This is a genomic window from Dyadobacter alkalitolerans DSM 23607 (assembly GCF_000428845.1).
In the GTDB taxonomy this organism is placed as follows: Bacteria; Bacteroidota; Bacteroidia; order Cytophagales; family Spirosomataceae; genus Dyadobacter; species Dyadobacter alkalitolerans.
The window spans coordinates 1-18,330 of record NZ_AUAS01000020.1 but is presented as its reverse complement, the minus strand read 5'-3'; the positions used below and the strand labels follow the sequence as shown (position 1 = coordinate 18,330).

18 protein-coding genes are annotated in these 18,330 nt (G+C 46.5%); 9 read left to right on the top strand and 9 right to left on the bottom strand.

Annotated elements, in window-relative coordinates:
- Positions 1-278 precede the first annotated feature (278 nt).
- Positions 279-2,027 carry an alkaline phosphatase D family protein gene (locus G395_RS0124660; RefSeq protein WP_026632495.1) on the top strand — a complete coding sequence of 583 codons (1,749 nt, stop codon included), beginning with the start codon at positions 279-281 and terminating at the stop codon, positions 2,025-2,027.
- A 43-nt stretch (positions 2,028-2,070) separates the two neighbouring features.
- Positions 2,071-5,451 (top strand): ExeM/NucH family extracellular endonuclease, encoded by a 3,381-nt coding sequence (locus G395_RS30295; RefSeq protein WP_051350376.1) that lies wholly within the window; start codon positions 2,071-2,073, stop codon positions 5,449-5,451.
- 99 nt (positions 5,452-5,550) lie between these two features.
- Here G395_RS30295 and G395_RS0124650 read toward each other — a convergent pair whose 3' ends face one another.
- From G395_RS0124650 to G395_RS0124625, 6 genes are all read right to left on the bottom strand, one after another.
- On the bottom strand, positions 5,551-5,751 hold the full coding sequence (locus tag G395_RS0124650) for a hypothetical protein (protein WP_026632494.1): 201 nt from the start codon (positions 5,749-5,751) through the stop codon (positions 5,551-5,553).
- 157 nt (positions 5,752-5,908) lie between these two features.
- Positions 5,909-6,820, bottom strand: a complete 912-nt coding sequence (locus G395_RS0124645; protein WP_026632493.1) for a metallophosphoesterase family protein — start codon at positions 6,818-6,820, stop codon at positions 5,909-5,911.
- 112 nt (positions 6,821-6,932) lie between these two features.
- Entirely contained in the window at positions 6,933-7,790 is an 858-nt protein-coding gene (locus G395_RS0124640; RefSeq protein ID WP_051350375.1) for a ThuA domain-containing protein, read from the bottom strand.
- Between the two features lie 68 nt (positions 7,791-7,858).
- Positions 7,859-7,990: a hypothetical protein gene (locus tag G395_RS32940; protein ID WP_262485407.1), complete on the bottom strand. Its 132-nt coding sequence runs from the start codon at positions 7,988-7,990 to the stop codon at positions 7,859-7,861.
- Positions 7,991-8,035: 45 nt separating this feature from the next.
- Entirely contained in the window at positions 8,036-9,004 is a 969-nt protein-coding gene (locus G395_RS30290; RefSeq protein ID WP_051350374.1) for a Na/Pi cotransporter family protein, read from the bottom strand.
- Positions 9,005-9,651: 647 nt separating this feature from the next.
- Complete coding sequence (locus tag G395_RS0124625; protein ID WP_026632491.1) at positions 9,652-10,392, bottom strand: SDR family NAD(P)-dependent oxidoreductase; 741 nt, start codon at positions 10,390-10,392, stop codon at positions 9,652-9,654.
- 63 nt (positions 10,393-10,455) lie between these two features.
- Here G395_RS0124625 and G395_RS0124620 point away from each other — a divergent pair, with 63 nt between their 5' ends.
- Positions 10,456-10,854 carry a winged helix-turn-helix transcriptional regulator gene (locus G395_RS0124620; protein WP_026632490.1) on the top strand — a complete coding sequence of 133 codons (399 nt, stop codon included), beginning with the start codon at positions 10,456-10,458 and terminating at the stop codon, positions 10,852-10,854.
- A gap of 130 nt (positions 10,855-10,984) precedes the next feature.
- On the opposite strand, the gene G395_RS30285 is transcribed toward G395_RS0124620, so the two are convergent.
- The 3 genes from G395_RS30285 to G395_RS0124605 form a co-directional block, all read right to left on the bottom strand.
- Positions 10,985-11,410, bottom strand: coding sequence for a hypothetical protein (locus tag G395_RS30285; RefSeq protein ID WP_211237799.1), 426 nt, complete (start codon positions 11,408-11,410; stop codon positions 10,985-10,987).
- Between the two features lie 82 nt (positions 11,411-11,492).
- Entirely contained in the window at positions 11,493-12,056 is a 564-nt protein-coding gene (locus G395_RS0124610) for a Crp/Fnr family transcriptional regulator (RefSeq protein ID WP_026632489.1), read from the bottom strand.
- Positions 12,057-12,281: 225 nt separating this feature from the next.
- Positions 12,282-12,830 (bottom strand): NADPH-dependent FMN reductase, encoded by a 549-nt coding sequence (locus G395_RS0124605; protein ID WP_026632488.1) that lies wholly within the window; start codon positions 12,828-12,830, stop codon positions 12,282-12,284.
- Positions 12,831-13,077: 247 nt separating this feature from the next.
- Between G395_RS0124605 and G395_RS0124600 the strand changes: the two genes are divergently transcribed.
- The 6 genes from G395_RS0124600 to G395_RS32590 form a co-directional block, all read left to right on the top strand.
- Entirely contained in the window at positions 13,078-13,827 is a 750-nt protein-coding gene (locus G395_RS0124600) for a helix-turn-helix domain-containing protein (RefSeq protein WP_026632487.1), read from the top strand.
- A gap of 28 nt (positions 13,828-13,855) precedes the next feature.
- Positions 13,856-15,037 (top strand): FAD-dependent oxidoreductase, encoded by a 1,182-nt coding sequence (locus G395_RS30280; RefSeq protein WP_051350373.1) that lies wholly within the window; start codon positions 13,856-13,858, stop codon positions 15,035-15,037.
- Positions 15,034-15,468 (top strand): GNAT family N-acetyltransferase, encoded by a 435-nt coding sequence (locus G395_RS0124590; protein WP_035361981.1) that lies wholly within the window; start codon positions 15,034-15,036, stop codon positions 15,466-15,468. Before G395_RS30280 ends, G395_RS0124590 begins: the two co-directional genes overlap by 4 nt.
- 173 nt (positions 15,469-15,641) lie before the next feature.
- A complete protein-coding gene (locus G395_RS0124585) occupies positions 15,642-17,558 on the top strand; it encodes a PAS domain-containing sensor histidine kinase (protein ID WP_084439839.1) in 1,917 nt (638 codons plus the stop codon).
- The gene (locus G395_RS0124580; protein WP_026632484.1) at positions 17,545-17,949 is read left to right on the top strand and encodes a response regulator; all 405 of its coding nucleotides are present in this window, start codon (positions 17,545-17,547) and stop codon (positions 17,947-17,949) included. Before G395_RS0124585 ends, G395_RS0124580 begins: the two co-directional genes overlap by 14 nt.
- Positions 17,950-18,082: 133 nt before the next feature.
- Positions 18,083-18,330 (top strand): transposase (locus tag G395_RS32590; protein ID WP_035361980.1); only part of this gene is annotated, 248 nt, incomplete at its 3' end.

The following is an 18,330-nucleotide window of genomic DNA, read 5'->3' as shown; positions in this document are numbered from 1 at the left end:
ATCATTATGAAAGCAATGCTTTTGGCGCAATATCATGCTGAGCTTGATGTGCAGGAAGACGCTATTATAAAACCTTATATGCTAATATACATGATGTTACCATTTATTGTACACAATAATTCGTAACATACGCCAATCCCATGCCGAGGAAATACGCAAATAGCTATGCCAAGTAGGCAACTATGCAAATAGCTTAACAACAACTTAAACTTCTGGATACACCCTGGAAACACACGTGCAGTAGCTTTATGGATTAATCTCAATTGATCCATGGCTGTATGAAAGGCAACACTACAATTAACCGCAGGAAATTTTTAGAACGCTCGGTGCTAGGAGCAGGAGGCGTTATTTTATCAACCGTCCTGATCGGCAGCTGCACCGATCACAATATTCCAGGTCCCAACGACCCCGATCAGAATGGCAGCTTTGATTATAATGTCGCTAGTTTTGATCCGACCAGCAGCCAGATCATTCTCTGGACAAGGGTTACCCCCGCAAACGCATCTTCGCAAAAAGTTACCCTCACCTATGATCTTGCCAGCGATGCGGGTTTTGCCCAGATCATTAAAACAGAAATGGTGGATGCTTCCATGGATGATGATTTTACGATCAGCGTGGATATCAGCGGCTTGAAATCGAACACCAAATATTACTACCGGTTTTCGATCACAAATACGAATGTAGTCTCGCCGACAGGTGAAACCAAAACGCTGGGGAAGGCTGGCGAGATGGATGAGGTAAAGCTTGCCGTTTGTTCGTGCTCAAATTATCCAGCCGGGCTATTTAATGTTTACGGGGCCATTGCAGCCTCGGATGCGGATGTTGTTTTGCATTTGGGAGATTACATTTATGAATACGGCGCAGGTAAGTACGGTTCCAATCCCGACACCATTGCGCAAGGACGCCTTCACAAGCCTGAGAATGAAATCCTATCCCTGGACGATTACCGCACGCGTTTCAAACAATACCGAAGCGATCCCCAGCTGCAACTGGCGCATCAGAAAAAGCCATTCATCTGCGTTTGGGACGATCACGAAGTGGCCAATGATGCATACAAGGAAGGCGCCCAAAATCACAACCAGAACGAAGGAAGCTTTCAGGATAGAAAACAGCGGGCCATCAAGGCCTATCACGAATACATTGGTGTGCGGACGCTGGTAGACGAGAAGATTTACAGGAGTTTCTCATTTGGTAACATTATGGACCTGCATATGCTCGACACACGCATCATCGGGCGGGACAAGCAGCTTTCCTACGCCAATTATTTTACCCAAACCGGACTGGACGCCGCTGCTTTCCAAAAAGACTGGGTCAATCCAAACCGCACAATACTGGGAAAAGAGCAGCTCAACTGGCTTGGTTCTGCCATAGGTTCCGGCAAAGGTGCGTGGCAGGTGTTGGGACAACAGGTTTTGATGGGGAAAATGTATGTTCCCGCTGAGTTGCTGCTAGCCATTGTTCAAATCGTGGGTGAAGTGGATGCAACGGGCTCGGCAAGTCCAGCCACATTCAAAATGTTCCAGACTTTAATGATTGAGCTTACCCAATTAAAAGCGCGTCTGCTGGCCAGCGATCCAACATTAACACCGCAGCAGAAAGCGCGGGTGCAAACGGTACTGCCGTATAATCTGGATGCATGGGATGGGTATCCGGTTGAGCGGGAAACGGTGTATGCGATGGCAAAAGGCAAAAAGCTCATTGCATTAGCCGGAGATTCACACAATGGCTGGTATTCCCATTTGAACGCCAATGATAAATCCCAGGCAGGCCGGGAACTGGCAGCCCCGTCGGTTACTTCACCTGGTTTTGAAGAATATTTGGGCGCCGATCCAGCTTCGCTGGGCGGTTTTGAGCAGGCGCTGGCCTTGCTTGTGGACGACCTGCAATATCTGGATGCATCGAGAAGGGGATATGTAATGGCCAAATTCAGCACCAGTCAAATTGTAAGCGAATGGCGCTATGTTGCCAGCATTACTTCGCCCACAATTGCTACTACGGTTGGGCATTCTGAAACCATTACAGCGTGATTTGCCTCGCTGAAACTTACATCAACAAATAGATCCAATAATTATGAAACCTATTTTATCCCGCAAGCATATCGGTTTATTTCTGCGCTCGGCCTGGATCTTTGTCGTGGCTCCGGGTGCATTTGCACAAACCTCGCCACCGGCACAAATTCTGCCATTTACGTATACGGAAATTTCTGGTGGCACACTCCCGGAAGGCGTGGCTGCGCACCGGTTTGGGACTTCCAGCGCGGCTATCCCAACGAGCAGGACGACCAGCCCGGCTACTGGCGACCTGCCTTATTTAACCAACAGCACTTCGGGTGGATGGCTTAGTGCGGGGACGAATGGGGAGAATGGGATTGCGATGCTGGCTTCCGGCTCAAATGCTGCCGGTGCCATTGTCATTTCAATTAATACAACCGGAAAAACCAACATTCAGGTCGAATGGACGACGCGCACGATCCAGCAGCAAGCTAGCCGGGACAACAGCCTGGCGTTGCAATACCGGATTGGAGACAGTGGCAACTTTTCAGACCTGGGGACTGCGTCCGAAGTTTATTCATCAGCAGGCAATGCAGCCGGGCATGCGGCCTCCTTTTCGTTGATGCTTCCCGCTGCTCTGGAAAATCAGGACCTGGTGCAGCTGAGATGGGTTTACTGGGAATCCTCTGTCGGACTGACGGGTAGCCGTGACCGCATTGCATTAGACGATGTTTCCATCGGGGAGACCGTATCCGGACCGGATGTCACCCCGCCCGTGATCAGCTCGCTTTCTCCGCCAGACAATGCAACCAATGTGCAGTTAACAAGCAATCTGGTGTTGACTTTGTCCGAAAACGTTGTAAAAAAGACTGGGGCATTTACCATTACCAATGCGACTGATAACACCACGCAGTCAGTCGACATTCAATCGGCTAATGTTAGTGTAAACGGTGCGGTCGTTACCATCTCGGGCGTTACTTTACTGAACAGCAAGTCTTACGCAGTGACCTTACCTGCGGGAGCACTGAGTGATGAAGCGGGCAATGACTTTTCGGGAATAACGGATGTTACTGCCTGGACTTTCACCACCAGTGCGCCTGCTGGCACGGCGACCAGAATCCATGCTATTCAGGGAAGCGGGCAGTTGGCGGCACTAACAGGAGAATACACCATTGAAGGCGTGGTGACGCGCACTTTCATTGGTCCGAATGGCTTGAATGGTTTTTACGTGCAGGAAGAAGATGCTGATGCGGACTCAGACGAGGCCACATCGGAAGGCATCTTCGTTTATAATGTTGCAGCTGACCCGGTTGGTTTGGTCACGCCAAACACAGGAGATAAGGTTAATCTAACGGGTACGGTTCTCGATTTTATAGGCACCACCGGCGGGGTTACCACGCGTTTGACGGAAATCAAAACATTAACGGGCTTTACAAACCTTGGCCCGGCCGCATTGCCGGCTCCTGTTGCAGTGAAATTGCCAGTGACAAATGTGGCAGATCTCGAACGCTACGAAGGCATGCTGACCGAGCTAAGTGCCACAACCGGGAACCTTACGGTCACTGAATTTTTCGAGCTGGGACGTTATGGACAGGTTTTACTTTCAGTTGAAGGTGATGGTAACCAGCCAGGAACCGACGCACGGCTTGACCAGTTTACACAGTTCAATGCGCCTGACGCAGCCGGTTATAGTGCTTATTTGTCACAACTTGCCAAAAGACAAATCTTGCTCGATGACGGAAGCACCCGGCAAAACCCGGACCCGATTATCTTCGGTCGTGGCGGAAATGCGCTCAGCGCGTCCAACACTTTGCGCGGAGGGGATCAGGTTGCCAGCATCATCGGCATTCTCGATGAGCGCCTGGAAGGATATCGCATTCAGACCGCCACCGGAGTCGATTTTCAATCCTCGAATGCCCGTTCCAACACGCCACCTGCACTAACGGGCGGCGCAGTGGCCGGATCGTCATCTCTTAAAATTGGGAGTGCGAATGTGCTGAATTATTTTGTAAACCTTGACGGAAGTGGCGATGCATACCGGGGCGCTAACACAGCAGAAGAATTTCAACGTCAAAAAACCAAGATCATCAAGGCGCTGATCCGGTCTGGCGCAGATGTGATCGGATTGATGGAGATCCAGCACAATGGGACGACACCAACGTCGGCGCTGGAAGACCTGGTTAATGGACTGAATGCCGATCCGGAAAGTACCGCTGATTATGCATTTGTGAACCCATCAGGGGCAAACGCTCCCATCTCAACAGACGCGATTACGGTCGGCATGATCTATAAAACCAGTCAGGTAACACCTGCGGGAAATGCTGCCACATTAACCACCAGTGCAGCATTTGACCTGGTAGGTCGCAGGCCGTTGGCTCAGACTTTTACGCAAAACTCAAATGGAGAGGTGTTTACTATTGTTGTAAATCATTTCAAATCCAAAGGATCAAGCTCAGGCGGAGCCGGTGACGCAGACGCTGGTGACGGACAAGGCTTTTCAAATGGTACGCGAAGCAGACAAGCAACCGATCTGGCTGCCTGGCTGGCATCGAAACCAACTGGCACCACAGACCCGGATTATTTGATTTTGGGGGATTTAAATGCATATGCCAAGGAAGATCCCCTCACAATCTTGGCAGCGGCAGGCTATCAAAATCTGCTTCCCGAAACGTCCTATTCTTATGTTTTTGACGGGCAAATCGGCTCGCTCGACCATGCACTGGCCAGCAATTCACTGAGCAAACAAGTGACCGGCGCAGCCAAATGGCACATTAATGCAGACGAGCCCAATGTACTGGATTACAATACGGAGTTCAAATCAGCGGCCCAGGTAAGCAGCTTGTATGGCGCCGACCAATTCCGGTCTGCTGACCATGATCCTGTTCTGATCGGTTTGTCATTGGATAAAGCATTGCCGGTTAGCTACATTTCCTTCGAAGGGACTTCTGCCGGGCAATCTAATAAACTAACCTGGAAGACTGCAAGTGAAGAAGATAATATGGGATTTGAAGTGTTGAAAAGCCTGGATGGAAAACATTTCGAAAAGATAGGTTTTGTATTAGGTAACGCGACTACAAAGCAGCGTAGTGAATACAGTTTCTCGGATGTGAATGTGCAACCAGGACAAACGTATTATTATAAGCTCAAACAAAATGATTTCAAGGGCTCATTCGAATTGTCGCGGATCATTGCAGTAAAATCAGATCTTGATCAAGCACAGTATAAGATCTATCCAAATCCAAACCAGGGGATTTTTACATTATCTGCTTCAAATGTCAATATTCATTCCATTCGGATGTTCGGCATCACTGGCCAGCAGATTGCCGTGAATGCAACAAGGGGCGAACAGGCGCATGAATTATTGTTGAACACAAAAACAATGTTGGTGCCGGGCTTGTATTATGTTGAATTTGTTACAGCTGGTCAGGGCAAGCAGCATGTTAAATTCGTTGTCAGGTAGCCAAAATACAGTCGACATATCTATCAAAAAAAGCTGTGCGGCCCGATTTGCCGCACAGCTTTTTTTGCTGAATCTGAGGCAGCAAATTATTTCAATTCACTACCAAAGCGGTTGTTTGAGCTTCACAAAATAGATGGTGTTGCGATCCACTGCCCCGGTTGATGCAAGGATTTTTGACATATAAGAACCTGCACCAACAACGCCAAAATCATCATCATTGGCAACGGCAATGGTGGTGGAATTAATGATGGCGATGCCTTCGGCCTTATCATGTGGGTACAAGGTTGAAAGATCAGTCATCAGATCGGCTAAAACCTGCTAAATAGGGCAGCAGCAGCAAAGCTCAGGCATGAGCATAAAAATTTCTTCATTTTTAAAAAGTTTAGTTTTGGTAAAACTACGCGCCGGTATTTTATCGAAACATTAACTTGATTGCTTGAAAATTACCTTTCTGTTATCAATGATAGTGCACATATTCATTGGAAAAAGACCCATCATCAAAAAGATCGATGATGGCATATCCTGGGCTCGTCTGCTTGTATTTTCCCATCCAATAATTGCCTGAGACGGCTCCATTGCAGCAGTAAGCGATATCATTGTAAATCACCCGGTCCAAAAGATGTATGTGCCCACTGATGGCTAGCTTTACATTTTTATGCCGGTGGAAAAGCTTGACGATCTGGGCAGAATCAGTATGCATCCAGCTGCCGGGAACAACCCATTGATTATCCTTTAAATTATCACCATCGAAGAATACACTTGCTGACAATATGGGGATATGTGAAGCAACCAGAATCGGCGTGTGGGTAGGGGTGTTATTTAAATCTTCTTTCAGCCAATCCATTTGCGCTTCATCAAGCCTGCCATAATAACCTGTCCCTTCCGGTCGCATGTGAATGCTGTCAAGCAATATAATGTGCCATCCGTTTTGGTTGAAGCTGCGGTAATTCCGGGTCATCTCTAACTCATCCATAGCCCACTTTTTCCCGTCTGTAAAGGAAGTGGTGTCAGGGCACCAGATATCATGGTTTCCAAGACAGGATGCCATCGCTATGCTATTTTCGGAAGTGGTAATGTTGCGGTAAAGCGCCCATTCTCTGGCAGCTTTCTCTCTTGAAATGCCGCTAGAGCCCATCACCGAATCGCCTGTGTTGAGAATTAAGTCTGGCTTTACTTCCAGTTTTTGAAGATGATGGAGACATTTTTCAAAACCTTTGCCTGCCCAAAGGTGGGGCTGAACGTGAATGTCGGTCAAGTGAGCGATCCGTAATACGCGCTTTGGAGTCACTGAGAAGGCGTTGGAAGCCCCAGAGATTGAACATCCGCCAACGGCCATTCCAAGCGTTTTTAAGAGGTTTCTTCTAAGCATGAAGCTAAATGTGCGTTTAGCAAATATGCTTTTTAAATGTGAACCTTATATTATTGGAGGGTTATTAAATTGTGTGCAAACGATCTTCCGGTTAGGGCATAGTAAGTGTTTGTCAGGGCAATTGTCCTGCCCAGCGGATACCTCCCATGATGTGCCGCATTGCATCCGGGTCACTGAAAGTCTGTTCGTTGTGGCCTAGCGCTGTGTAAAACATTTTTCCGCGCCGCATCTGATGCGTCCATGATATCGGGTGATCACCATTCATTTTACGCCATATCGAAAAATAGGAGTTTTCATTTAGGCTTAACAGGACTTGAAATCCTGGCTTACCGCGTACATTCTGTTGAAAATTGTACCATTCATCCGCCTTGCGCCACTTTTTCGGAAGGCCTTGGTTTATCGGATGCGTGACAGCCTCGGTAATCAGTTCAGCTTCCGGCTTATGAGGAATAAAAGTATGATCACGAAACAATGTTCCAAGCAATTCTTTATACCATGGCCAATGGTGTTCCGTGTCTGATGCAGAATGAATACCTGCATATCCGCCGCCATTTTCGATGTATTTTTCGAAATCTATCCTTTGCTGATTGTTAAAGATTTCTCCTGTTGTGGAAAGAAAAACCACCACTTTAAACCGCTTTAAATGTGTCGAATCTATATATGCAACATCTTCGGTTGCATAAACTTGCCAGCCCCTATTGGTACATTCCTTTGTAATCGCCGCTATTGCTGGCCTGATTGAACTATGCCGAAAGCCATTGGTTTTGCTAAAAATGAGAACGCCGCTGGAAGCTGGACTCAAACCGGGTAATGGGTCAGAAGTTTGCGCAGCGTCCGTTTCAGACAGAAAAAGCCCTGTCCTTTGAATAGTGTAAAACAACATCCCAATGGCTATAAGGCAAACTGCAAGAGAAAGATATAAATGCCATCCCGGACCTTCACCTGAGTTATTTGGATTTGATGCCATCATTAGTCTGATACAACGGTGATCGTTGGGTGGCTTGAAAATTCATCCATGACCAGATCAAAATAGGTCTTTCACTCCGAGCTTTCCAGCGCTTTTAACTTTTCTGAAAATAACGCTTTGTTAAAAAGGCGAACCAGGTCGTAATTTATCCAGGTAATAGCACCTGGTTTCTTCATAACCCAACGAAAGCCTACTAATTTCATGTCCAGCCAGGTGATTTCTAGCGTTATGAAGCATGTGCGCTTGTTCTAGCCCGCAGCAGGCGGCTGGACCCCTCTGGCCAGATTCTTTTTTTCCGGCAACAACTGGTTTAGCAACTTTTCAACAAGTGGGATAAAAGGAAGGAATAGCAAAACCCCGGCAAAGTTGAAAATCATGTGGGCGTTGGCAATCTTTTGCTGCATGCCAGCGCTTTTGGACAGCCATTCTATCAAGATAACAAACTGGGAAAAAACTGCTAAGCCAACGGCAATGCAGATGATATTGAAGAACAAGTGGAACAGCCCGGTTTTGATGGCCTGACGATCAGACCGGATCGTAGCCATCAGTGTGTCAGAGCATGTGCCCAATTCTGCGCCGAGCATAACTGCGATTGCGCCTGGCAAATGGATCAGCTCTTTCTTGGCCAAGGTAATCACCATGCCCACCGTTGCAGAAGAAGACTGAATGACCAGCGTAACCAATGCGCCGATCATTGTGCCGCGAAACGGGCTATCAAGCTTTTCCATCCAGGATAAAAATTGCTCATGGTCTTTCAGTGGTTCAACAGCACGCTCCATGGTATAGAGCCCAAAGAATAGAATGCCAAAGAAAAGCACCACACGCGCAGTCTTGGAAATCTTCTCGTTTTTTGAAACAAAGCTAAATACAAGTCCCAGAAAAATGGGGATAGGGGAGTACTGGCCTATGTCCAGGGCAATCAACTGGCTGGAAAATGTTGTTCCTATGTTGGCTCCCATGACGATTCCAAGCGACTGACGAAAGGTCAATGCGCCTGCATTAACCAGGACGATGGTCATAATTATAACAGCTGACGAAGAGTCGAGCAGAATGGTTGCGATCGTTCCGGTAATGACGGAAGTGACAAGGTTTTTGGTGAAAAGGTCCAGCCATTTGTTGGCTTTATGCCCAATAAGCTCCCTGAGTGTATCAGAAAGATTGTTGATCGCAAACAGGAACAGGCCCAGCCCGCCAAGTACCATTAAGAAAATCTCCATATGTGGTTTTCTTGCAAAATAGCATATGTGATATTAAGGGTATATTAAATAAATCGTCAGTAAGGGCTCCATATTACCATTTCTTAATTTTGCCGCGCGTACGCTGCCAACCACTAACTTGGCAGCGCAATCTCATTCAGTCCTTTGCAGGGTCTGGTCTTCCGGATGCGGAGCTTTCCGTAGCAAAAACAACTTGCTGTTACCTATCAACAAGGTCTGATTGCAAAGCGAGGGCAGGCTTGCCTTGCCACAAATTGGTTATTTCGATAACCACCTGGAAGTATTCGCTGCAAATGCGCCCACTTCCTTGTTGCAGATTGTACGGCGGACTGCAATAGTCCGCCATTTTGATATAGACCAGGCATTAAAATAGTAAGATTGATTTACTAAGACGTTGTAAGGGACACTCAACATTTATGGCAAAAATATTTATTACGGGCTCTGTGGATGGGCTTGGGCAGTTGGCTGCAAATGCACTCGTCCACCAGGGGCATACATGTATCACAAATGGGGTTTGAACAAATTGATAAATTCGTGCTGGTTGAGTGCCTCTGCTATGGCTCATCTATTGTGCTTTCATAAGTTTGAAGCCGTCCCAAATCTGATTTGAGACGGCCCCAGTAGATAACAACAGCACAGAAATCCGGTCAGGCGTTAAAACCGCCGTCAATGGTCAGCGCGGAGCCTGTAATGAAATTTCCTTCTTCACTTGCCAAAAAAGACACCAGACCTGCAATATCCTCACCGGTCCCATATTTCGGAATGGCCATTCTGCTCCGTACGAAATTGGCATGTTCCGTATTGGAAGGGTTCATATCGGTATCAATCGGTCCGGGCTGGACTAAATTTACCGTAATGCCTTTTGGACCCAGGTCACGCGCCAAACCCCGGGTGAATCCCTGCAAGGCTGATTTGCTCATGGTGTACAAAGTTGTCTGCGGGCTCAATGAATTGTCGGCCATATTGCTCCCGATGGTGATAATGCGGCCACCGGCTGACATGTGTTTTGCTACCGCATGCGCAGCCAGGTAGACGGCACGCACATTGATGGACATAATGCGCTCATAGTCCTCAAGCGTATGGTCTTCGAATGCCTTTCCAATATAGATGCCCGCATTGCTCACGAGTATATCAATATGACCAAACTTCGCGATGGTGGCATTTACTGTATCCGTAATCTGTTGGCTGTCGGAACTATCTGCTTGAATGGCTACTGCATTTCCGCCTGCTTCCTTGATTTCGGCCACCACTGCTTGAGCCTTCTCAGTTGCATGCGAAAAGGTGAACAGGACTGTTGCACCTTCGAGGGCTAATTTTTTGCTGATTGCTGCTCCGATACCACGGCTGCCACCAGTTACCAGCGCTATTTTATTCTCTAACTTTTTCATTTGATTTAGTGATTCATTAACGCATCAAATTTCTGCCAAATACCTTACATTTGTATAGTACTTATGAATTTGTTAGGTACTTACAAAAATGTAAGAAATGAGAACTCCACGAATGCTTTTAATGAAAAGCAAATTATTGATAGCTGTGGTATGGCCTATGCCTTAGGCCTAATCGGGGGTAGGTGGAAACCTGCGATCCTATGCAGACTTTCCAACAAGATCATGCGTTATGGTGAACTTAACCGCGATATTGAAGGCATCTCCGAGCGGATGCTGGTGGCGCAATTGCGCGAATTAGAAAATGACGGGATCGTAGAGCGTCAGGCATACCCCGAAGTGCCACCGAGGGTGGAGTATAGCCTTACCGCACTTGGCGAAACCCTAAGGCCGGTCCTTGCCTCCATGTCCGACTGGGGTAATATGCACCGGGAGCGGGTAGCTGCTCATATACAAAATGATTAGACAATGCGGGCGTGACAAGCTCACGCCCCTTTTAGAGCGGATCGCTGGCGTTTCTAGATCATTTTAATCATTAATAGGCCTATTGGAAGCCGTGGGTGGCAGGCCATTACTTTTAATTAGGAATGGGAGGTTAGAATGCTAAAAAGCCGCTTACCAGTTCAATGACTTTTTTCGGTTGTTCTTCGAACATATAGTGTCCGCTATCCAATATGCCTTCGACTTTTACATTCGTGGCTACGTAAGGTAAACCCATTTTCATGTAGTTGTAGCTTACATTGCTGCCGATCCCCAACACGGGCATTTCAAGGGGATGATAATGTTTAGCGTCTTCTATATCCTGTGTAAATGTCTGGTACCAGGCATTGGACGCCCGGATACTTGCCGCCTCGTTGTATGCGGAAGCATAGACAGCCCGGTCAAGCGTGCCCATTTTGCTGCCATCGACATAATGGAGCTCTACGCCATTCACGTTTGCATGGTGATGGGTAAAGCCAGGAAAGTGCTTTATTAATTCTTCTTCTGTATATTGATTTGGAGAGATCACTGTGTTTTCCATTGAGCAAGTAGGTTTTAATTTTCAATGCTCAAATGTAAAGTGTCAGGACAGCGTCAAATCTATCATTTGGTAGATTCGGTAATCATCGGACATTTTTTCTGATCCGGCTCAATGCATTCGGTGTAATCCCGAGGACTTCGGCGAGCTGTTTGACTGGTATTTTTTGTAAAAACTCAGGGTTATTCATAAATTCCAAATAACGCTGCTCGGCGGAAAGAGTTTGGAAATTCAGGATCTGGTCGATCGTCCTGACCGAAGTTGCCTCCCAGATTTTGCGGCCAAACTCTTGCCAGACGCTCACGTGGGCATATAAGAAATCCATATCCTTTTTGTCAATGACAAGCAGCCTGGTTTCTTCGATGGTCTCAATGTTAAAGCGGGATGGCTTTTGTGGGTTAAGGCTGGAAATCTCTGTAAAAAACTCATCCTTAAAACAAATCCAGGTCGTTCTTTCCTCCTCGTTCAGATGATAAAAGAAGCGGACCCCTCCTGATACGATAAAAAAATACTGATTGGCGATTTGACCTTTCCGCAAAATCAGCTTTCCCTTAGGAACTAACCTTTCGTTACACCGGGAAAGCACCAGTTGAAGATCCAGGTCATCAATCCATATCATTGCTTTCAAAAAGTTAACGAATTCTTCCATTTTAATACGGTTAAGATTTAGTCATCGGCAAGATTAATGGCCGAATTGCCGGACGCAGCTACACCTGTCCCCAAGTGAACAACGATTTGTCCGTTTTTGAACAAATAGTCAAATCGCAAACCGGTAACGCCTGGCTCTTTTGACGGTAGGCTACCAGAGCCTTAAAGCAGTACTAATGAATCCGGTAGACTCTTTAAAAAATGAGTAAGGTGTTAAAACGACGCCTTAAGGAATTTCCCTTGAGGCAATAATTTCTAACAGGTTGTCACATTGCGCCTGCAGTCCGGTCTGCGTTAATTCGTCATCGAGTTGCTTTAATACGTTGATCTTGTGATTTACGTTTGGAATGCAGTAGGCGCTTTGCTCGTTTTTCTTTGTTCCCAGGGCCGTAAGCGTCAGCAGCAGGGCAGCAAGGGCTTTGTCGCCACCCGTATTGAGCGGAGAAGAGCTGATGGCGGCCACGGGTTTCTCATTCAGATCGCCCGTTGCCACAGTCCAGTCGAGTGCATTCTTCAATGTGCCCGGAATGCCAAATGCATATTCAGGTGTGCAGATAACAATGCCATCGGCATTGTGAATGGCAGTTTTAAATTCGATAATACCTTCATTTTCTGAAAGTCCGGGACTGAAATGTGGGATTTTATCCAAACCATCAAATATTTGGTAATCTACATTTTCAGGGAAACATTTTGCCAGGGTTTTCAGGACGAGCGTATTGGTCGAGTCTGAACGCAAGCTGCCTGAAATACCTAATATACGAAGTCGTTTCATCATTGAGTATTCTAAATGTTTTTGTTGTTTGGTTGCATTACATCTGAATATTTCCAGGAAGTTAGTTATTTATCGAGTGCAGTGCTGTTGTGGAAACGGATACAGTAAGAATTGATCGGCCTAAAACACGCATTGCCCGCTCCCATGAAATGTAATACATTGAGCTAAATCAACACAGAACTGTTGATTGAAAACCTGTTTTGATAAGGTTTTATCATCGATATTGCAATTGTTTTAGTCTCTGGGAAAAATGACGGATAGTATCCAATTTGAAGCAGTTCAGCCGATCCCGGCATTGGAACCGTTGGTGGAAAGCTTTTGGAGACTGGCGAATGAAACTGATGATAAGAAGCCTGCGGTCATCCTGCCGGATGGTCGGTTGGATGTCAGCTTTACTTCGACAAATCACCAGCATATCCTTTTACATGGTCTGGAAACCCAGCCTTCACAAGTTGAGATAGCGCCCGGATTCAGCATGTTTTGCATAAGCTTGCGCCCACTGGCGGCCGAGTATTTTTTTAAAAGTTTTTTACCGATTCTGCCTGATAGCATAAGCTTGCTTCCGGCAAACTATTTCAATGATACCCTGGATCATTTCGAGAACCTCGGACACTTTTCTGGCCTTTTGACAGAGGTCCTATCAAAAATGCTCAAAACGGAAATGGATCCACGAAAGAAAAGGCTATTTGATTTGATATATAGCTCGCACGGAGGCATGAGCGTAAGAGAGCTTTCGGAAAATGTCGGATGGAGCGCCAGGCAAATGAACCGCTACTACCGGGATACTTTTGGTATGTCACTGAAAACCTATTGCAGCGTGTTGCGTTTCAGGTCTTCTTTCGGGCATATCAAATCAGGCAAACTTTTCCCAAAAGAAAATTTCGCAGATCAATCGCATTTTATCCGCGATATTCGAAAATTTGCTGGTGTGGTACCCAAAGAACTGGCCAAAAACAACAACGACCGATTTATACAATTTTCCACGCTTCCACCCAGCTAGTTTTGTCTTATAATTAATGAGACAAACAATGATAACAGAAAATAAGACAATTGCAGTGGTGGGCGGCGGGCCGGGCGGTTTAACGCTGGCTCGACTCCTTCAAATGGGTGGCTCTCAGGTGAAAGTGTATGAGCGGGACTTCAATAAGGATGTGCGTGTTCAGGGTGCTACACTCGACCTTCATGAAGAATCAGGGTTGGAAGCCTTACGAAGGGCGGGTCTGATGGATGCGTTTTACGCCAGTTACCGGCCCCACGCCGGCAAGCTCCGGGTTACCGATCAGCACGCAAGTATGCAATTTGACGACCACGACTCGAACGAGCTGACTGAAAATCGTCCCGAAATTGATCGTGGGCCTTTGAGAGATATATTAATTGAATCGCTGGCAGATGAGACCATCGTATGGGACAGCCATTTTTTATCTATGCAGAAAAGAGGCGAGGGGTGGCTTTTGCATTTCAGCAACGGCAGCAGCGCTTACGCTGATGTCGTCATAGCAGCTGACGGCGCTAATTCACGGGTACGTCCATATATTACAGACATTAAGCCACTTTACTCAGGCATAACTATCATGGAAGGAAACCTGTATAATGCAGATGCCAACGCGCCGACGTTATGTAAGCTGACCAAAGGGGGAAAAGTGTTTGCTTTGGGCAATGAACAATCCTTAATATTAAGCGCCAAGGGCGATGGCAGCCTGTCTTTTTACACAGGCTTGAAAGTAGCAGAAGAATGGGTCGACAAATGTGGGATTTCTTTTGCAAACAAAGAACAGGTCCTGAACTGGTTTAAAGATGCCTTCGGATTATGGAGCGACGTATGGCAGGAATTGTTTGCCAGCGATGAGCTTTGGTTTGTTCCACGTCCACAGTATCATTATCCCACCAATCAGCATTGGGAGCCGCTTCCTAACCTGACGATGATCGGTGATGCGGCACACCGGATGCCTCCATATGCAGGAGAAGGTGTAAATATGGCCATGCAGGACGCAATGGAACTGGCAACACAACTGCTATCAGATGAGCATGCTACCATCATCGAGGCGATAACGACGTTTGAAAAGCAAATGTCCAGGCGCGCGGCGGAGGTAACGAAAATGTCACTTGACTCAACAGAGATGCTGCATTCCAAAGGTGCTCTAAATAAATTACTGGACATGTTTGACGCTATAAGCATGATCTTACGGAAAAATAACGGCAGTAGACAATGATAAGTATTACTCTGATAACACCTTATAGCAACGAGCACACGGAAGCATTGCGTCAAGTTTTTTTAAGATCGCGACGCCATGCGTTTTACTGGGTAAACCCTTCGGAATTTCAACTTAGTGATTTTGATCAGTCCATTATCGGCGAGAATCTGTTGGTGGCAGTCCATCAGAGCAGGCCTGTGGGCTTTGTTTCGTGGTGGGCACCCGGTAATTTTATCCATCATCTTTTTGTTGACCCTGACTTTCATGGGCAAGGCATAGGAACTGCTTTGTTGGATTCCTGTTTGAAAGTGATTGGCAGGCCGGCAGCACTCAAATGTCTGACTGCCAACCAAAGCGCAATGGATTTTTACCTACGTAAGAAATGGACGGTCGTTGAAAAAGGTGACAGCGCAGAAGGGGAGTTTTTACTGCTCAGCGTAGATGATTAGATCGCCGTCGTGAATATGTAGCCGTAGCACGGAAATTGGTTGCAGAACAACCTTTTTATTAGCATTTTTGAGACTATTTACGAAATTCGGTCCTACAACTTGGGAGAATACTGAGTGGCAACCCTATCTTTGGATGAAGGGTTAATCCGAGTAGCTAATAAGAATTCTAAACTATGCTTCCAAGCGATGATGTGGTGTTAAAACACCTGGGTGAAGCTGTTCTCACGGCCAGCAATGACGGACAGATTATTTCTTCCAACTACGCTGCAACTAAGCTTACCGGGTATACCGACAAAGAGTTAAAAGCTCTGTCATTAGCCAATTTGTCCGGGCAGGAGCCAGACACGATAAAGTTGCAATACGAGCTTAATCAGGCATTACAGAAGAATGGCTTTTATATCGAAGGGTGGGGGTTTAGAAAGGATGCCAGCCGGTATTGGGCTGAGACCTCATACTGGCCGATTTTTGATGACCAGGACTGCCATTGGGGTTTTTCTGTATTGATAAAAGATATTACCCAGAAGAAACAGGAGCAAATCGCGCTGTTGGAAAGCGAAGAAAGGTACCGGTTGATTGTTGAGGCGGTGCGGGATTATTCTATTTTTATGCTCGATACGCAGGGGCGCATTGTAACCTGGAACGAGGGCGGCCGCCTGGTGCATGGTTATTCAGGTCCGGAAGTGCTGGGACGTTACTTTTCTTTTTTTTACACGCACGACGACCTGCTAGCAAAAAAGCCGGAAACCGAGCTGGAAGTTGCCAAAACAACTGGTACCTACCGCGAGGAGGGGTGGCGGGTCAGAAAAGACGGCTCATTATTCTGGGCAAGTGTGGTACTGACGGCCCTATACGATGCGCATAACAAACACATAGGCTATTCGAAAGTGGTCCGTGATCTGACAGACAAGATGATGGCCGAAGAATCTTTGCGCCAAAGTGAGATCCGTTACCGCTCGCTTGTTGAGCAGGTGGGGGACTATGGGATTTTCATGCTTGATACCAAAGGCCGAATTGTTAGCTGGAACGAAGGGGCTAAACGAATCAAGGGCTACGCGGCCGAAGAGATAATCGGAAAGTACTTTTCCGTTTTTTATCCGGAAGAAGAAATCATCGGAGGCAAACCTATGAGAGAGTTGCAAATCGCGCGTGCTTCGGGTAAATATGAAGAGGAAGGCTGGCGTTTACGCAAAGATGGAAGCCGTTTCTGGGCAAATATTGTTATTACTGCCCTGTACGACCCAGAAGGCCGGCATACCGGTTTTTCAAAGGTGACCCGCGACCTGACTGAACGTAAGCTGGCTGAGCAGGCTTTACAGCAAAGCACAAATCAATATCGCCAACTAGCCGCAGACCTTTCCGAAAGCAATGACCGGTTGTCAGTCGTTAACAAGGAACTCGAAGAATTTACAGCCGTAGTGTCCCACGATTTAAAGGAGCCAGTTCGGACGATCAAAAGTCATTTGCTTCTAATGAAACAAAACCTGCAGCAGGAAAATTTTGAGACCATTCCCATCAGTCTGGCCAAAAGCTTGAGGGGTGTGCAACGGATGCAGGAATTGATTGAAAACTTGTTGTATTATAGTCAGATCAGCAATGTAAATTTACAGAAACAGAAACTTGAAGCCGGCGATGTCATTGCCGAGGCAGTGCAAAATTTGGACGACGCTATCCAAAAGAGTGGCGCCGAGCTTATTATACATCAACAAGTTGACTACTTGTACGGAGATAGGGTACAGCTTGTACAGCTTTTACAGAACCTTTTAAGTAATGCTATAAAATTCACCGAAAAAGAAAAACCTGAGGTTATTATCAGTGCATTCAGCCAGGATGACAACATAGAGCTGATCGTGCAGGATAACGGTATAGGGATACCAAATGAACACCTCGAAAAAGTGTTCGGTGTATTCAGGCGGCTGCATTTTGCCAGCAAATATCCAGGCAACGGAGTTGGCCTAGCCATCTGTAAAAAAGTGGTAGAACGCCATAACGGCAAGATTTGGGTCAAGTCAAAGCCTGGCCAGGGAACGAGTTTTCATGTAATTATCCCGCAGGGTTGGCCTGCAACAACTCAGGAAAATGAAGCGGTTTAAAATAGCTATTGTAGAAGACGATGAAGATGAACGGTTTTTTATGGTTGATGCCTTTAAGTCATCTGCCGGCTTTGAAGTGGTGGGTGAGTTTGGAAACGGCGACCAATTGATGGCATGGCTTGGTAAGCAGGCGCAGCCCAGTGCCGAATTGGTGATCACAGACCTGAACATGCCCGGTAAGAACGGGTATGATATCATCTCTGAGGTGCACTCAAAATACAGCGGCATTGACGTGGTTGCTACCTCAACTTCTTCGGTTGACGCCACCCGAAATAAATGCCTTGCCATGGGCGCACGACAATTCCTTGTAAAGCCCGACGTTTTCATTCATTATCAGGACTATGTAGAAAAGTTATATGAGCTTCTAAGTCCGGCAAAGTCGAGTAATTGATTTTATCTGGAAAGAATAAACAAAGTTAAAACAGCAAAGAGGCTGTCTCAAAAGAGGCAGTCTTTTTTCGTTTTTATCGGTTGTAAAGTTTTTCTGAATTGATTATCTTTAGGTATAAGCAATTCAGAAAAAAATGGGTCGCCGCCAGCCTAATTTTAAGCCCTATCACCAGCAGCAGTTGATGCTGCTCCCTCCCAGTCTAGAAGAATTGATCCCCAAGGGGCATGTTGTGCGTGTGGTAGACGATGTGATCAATAAGATTAATTTAGAGCCGCTCAATGCTGCCTACTACCTCACCGGTCCTGCAAGTTATCATCCCCAAATGCTCTTAAAAGTGCTCGTATTTGGCTATATGAGCAACATCTATTCTAGCAGGAAGCT

What these genes read in the sequence shown, in the direction of transcription:
- G395_RS0124645 (WP_026632493.1), bottom strand. Translation starts at nt 6,820, where the DNA reads ATGCTTAGAAGAAACCTCTTAAAAACGCTTGGAATGGCCGTTGGCGGA.
- G395_RS0124660 (WP_026632495.1), top strand. Translation starts at nt 279, where the DNA reads ATGAAAGGCAACACTACAATTAACCGCAGGAAATTTTTAGAACGCTCG.
- G395_RS0124585 (WP_084439839.1), top strand. Translation starts at nt 15,642, where the DNA reads ATGCTTCCAAGCGATGATGTGGTGTTAAAACACCTGGGTGAAGCTGTT.
- G395_RS0124600 (WP_026632487.1), top strand. Translation starts at nt 13,078, where the DNA reads ATGACGGATAGTATCCAATTTGAAGCAGTTCAGCCGATCCCGGCATTG.
- G395_RS0124605 (WP_026632488.1), bottom strand. Translation starts at nt 12,830, where the DNA reads ATGATGAAACGACTTCGTATATTAGGTATTTCAGGCAGCTTGCGTTCA.
- G395_RS0124625 (WP_026632491.1), bottom strand. Translation starts at nt 10,392, where the DNA reads ATGAAAAAGTTAGAGAATAAAATAGCGCTGGTAACTGGTGGCAGCCGT.
- G395_RS0124580 (WP_026632484.1), top strand. Translation starts at nt 17,545, where the DNA reads ATGAAGCGGTTTAAAATAGCTATTGTAGAAGACGATGAAGATGAACGG.
- G395_RS30280 (WP_051350373.1), top strand. Translation starts at nt 13,856, where the DNA reads ATGATAACAGAAAATAAGACAATTGCAGTGGTGGGCGGCGGGCCGGGC.
- G395_RS0124640 (WP_051350375.1), bottom strand. Translation starts at nt 7,790, where the DNA reads ATGATGGCATCAAATCCAAATAACTCAGGTGAAGGTCCGGGATGGCAT.
- G395_RS0124620 (WP_026632490.1), top strand. Translation starts at nt 10,456, where the DNA reads ATGAATTTGTTAGGTACTTACAAAAATGTAAGAAATGAGAACTCCACG.
- G395_RS0124650 (WP_026632494.1), bottom strand. Translation starts at nt 5,751, where the DNA reads ATGACTGATCTTTCAACCTTGTACCCACATGATAAGGCCGAAGGCATC.
- G395_RS32940 (WP_262485407.1), bottom strand. Translation starts at nt 7,990, where the DNA reads ATGAAATTAGTAGGCTTTCGTTGGGTTATGAAGAAACCAGGTGCTATT.
- G395_RS30285 (WP_211237799.1), bottom strand. Translation starts at nt 11,410, where the DNA reads ATGGAAAACACAGTGATCTCTCCAAATCAATATACAGAAGAAGAATTA.
- G395_RS30295 (WP_051350376.1), top strand. Translation starts at nt 2,071, where the DNA reads ATGAAACCTATTTTATCCCGCAAGCATATCGGTTTATTTCTGCGCTCG.
- G395_RS30290 (WP_051350374.1), bottom strand. Translation starts at nt 9,004, where the DNA reads ATGGAGATTTTCTTAATGGTACTTGGCGGGCTGGGCCTGTTCCTGTTT.
- G395_RS0124590 (WP_035361981.1), top strand. Translation starts at nt 15,034, where the DNA reads ATGATAAGTATTACTCTGATAACACCTTATAGCAACGAGCACACGGAA.
- G395_RS0124610 (WP_026632489.1), bottom strand. Translation starts at nt 12,056, where the DNA reads ATGGAAGAATTCGTTAACTTTTTGAAAGCAATGATATGGATTGATGAC.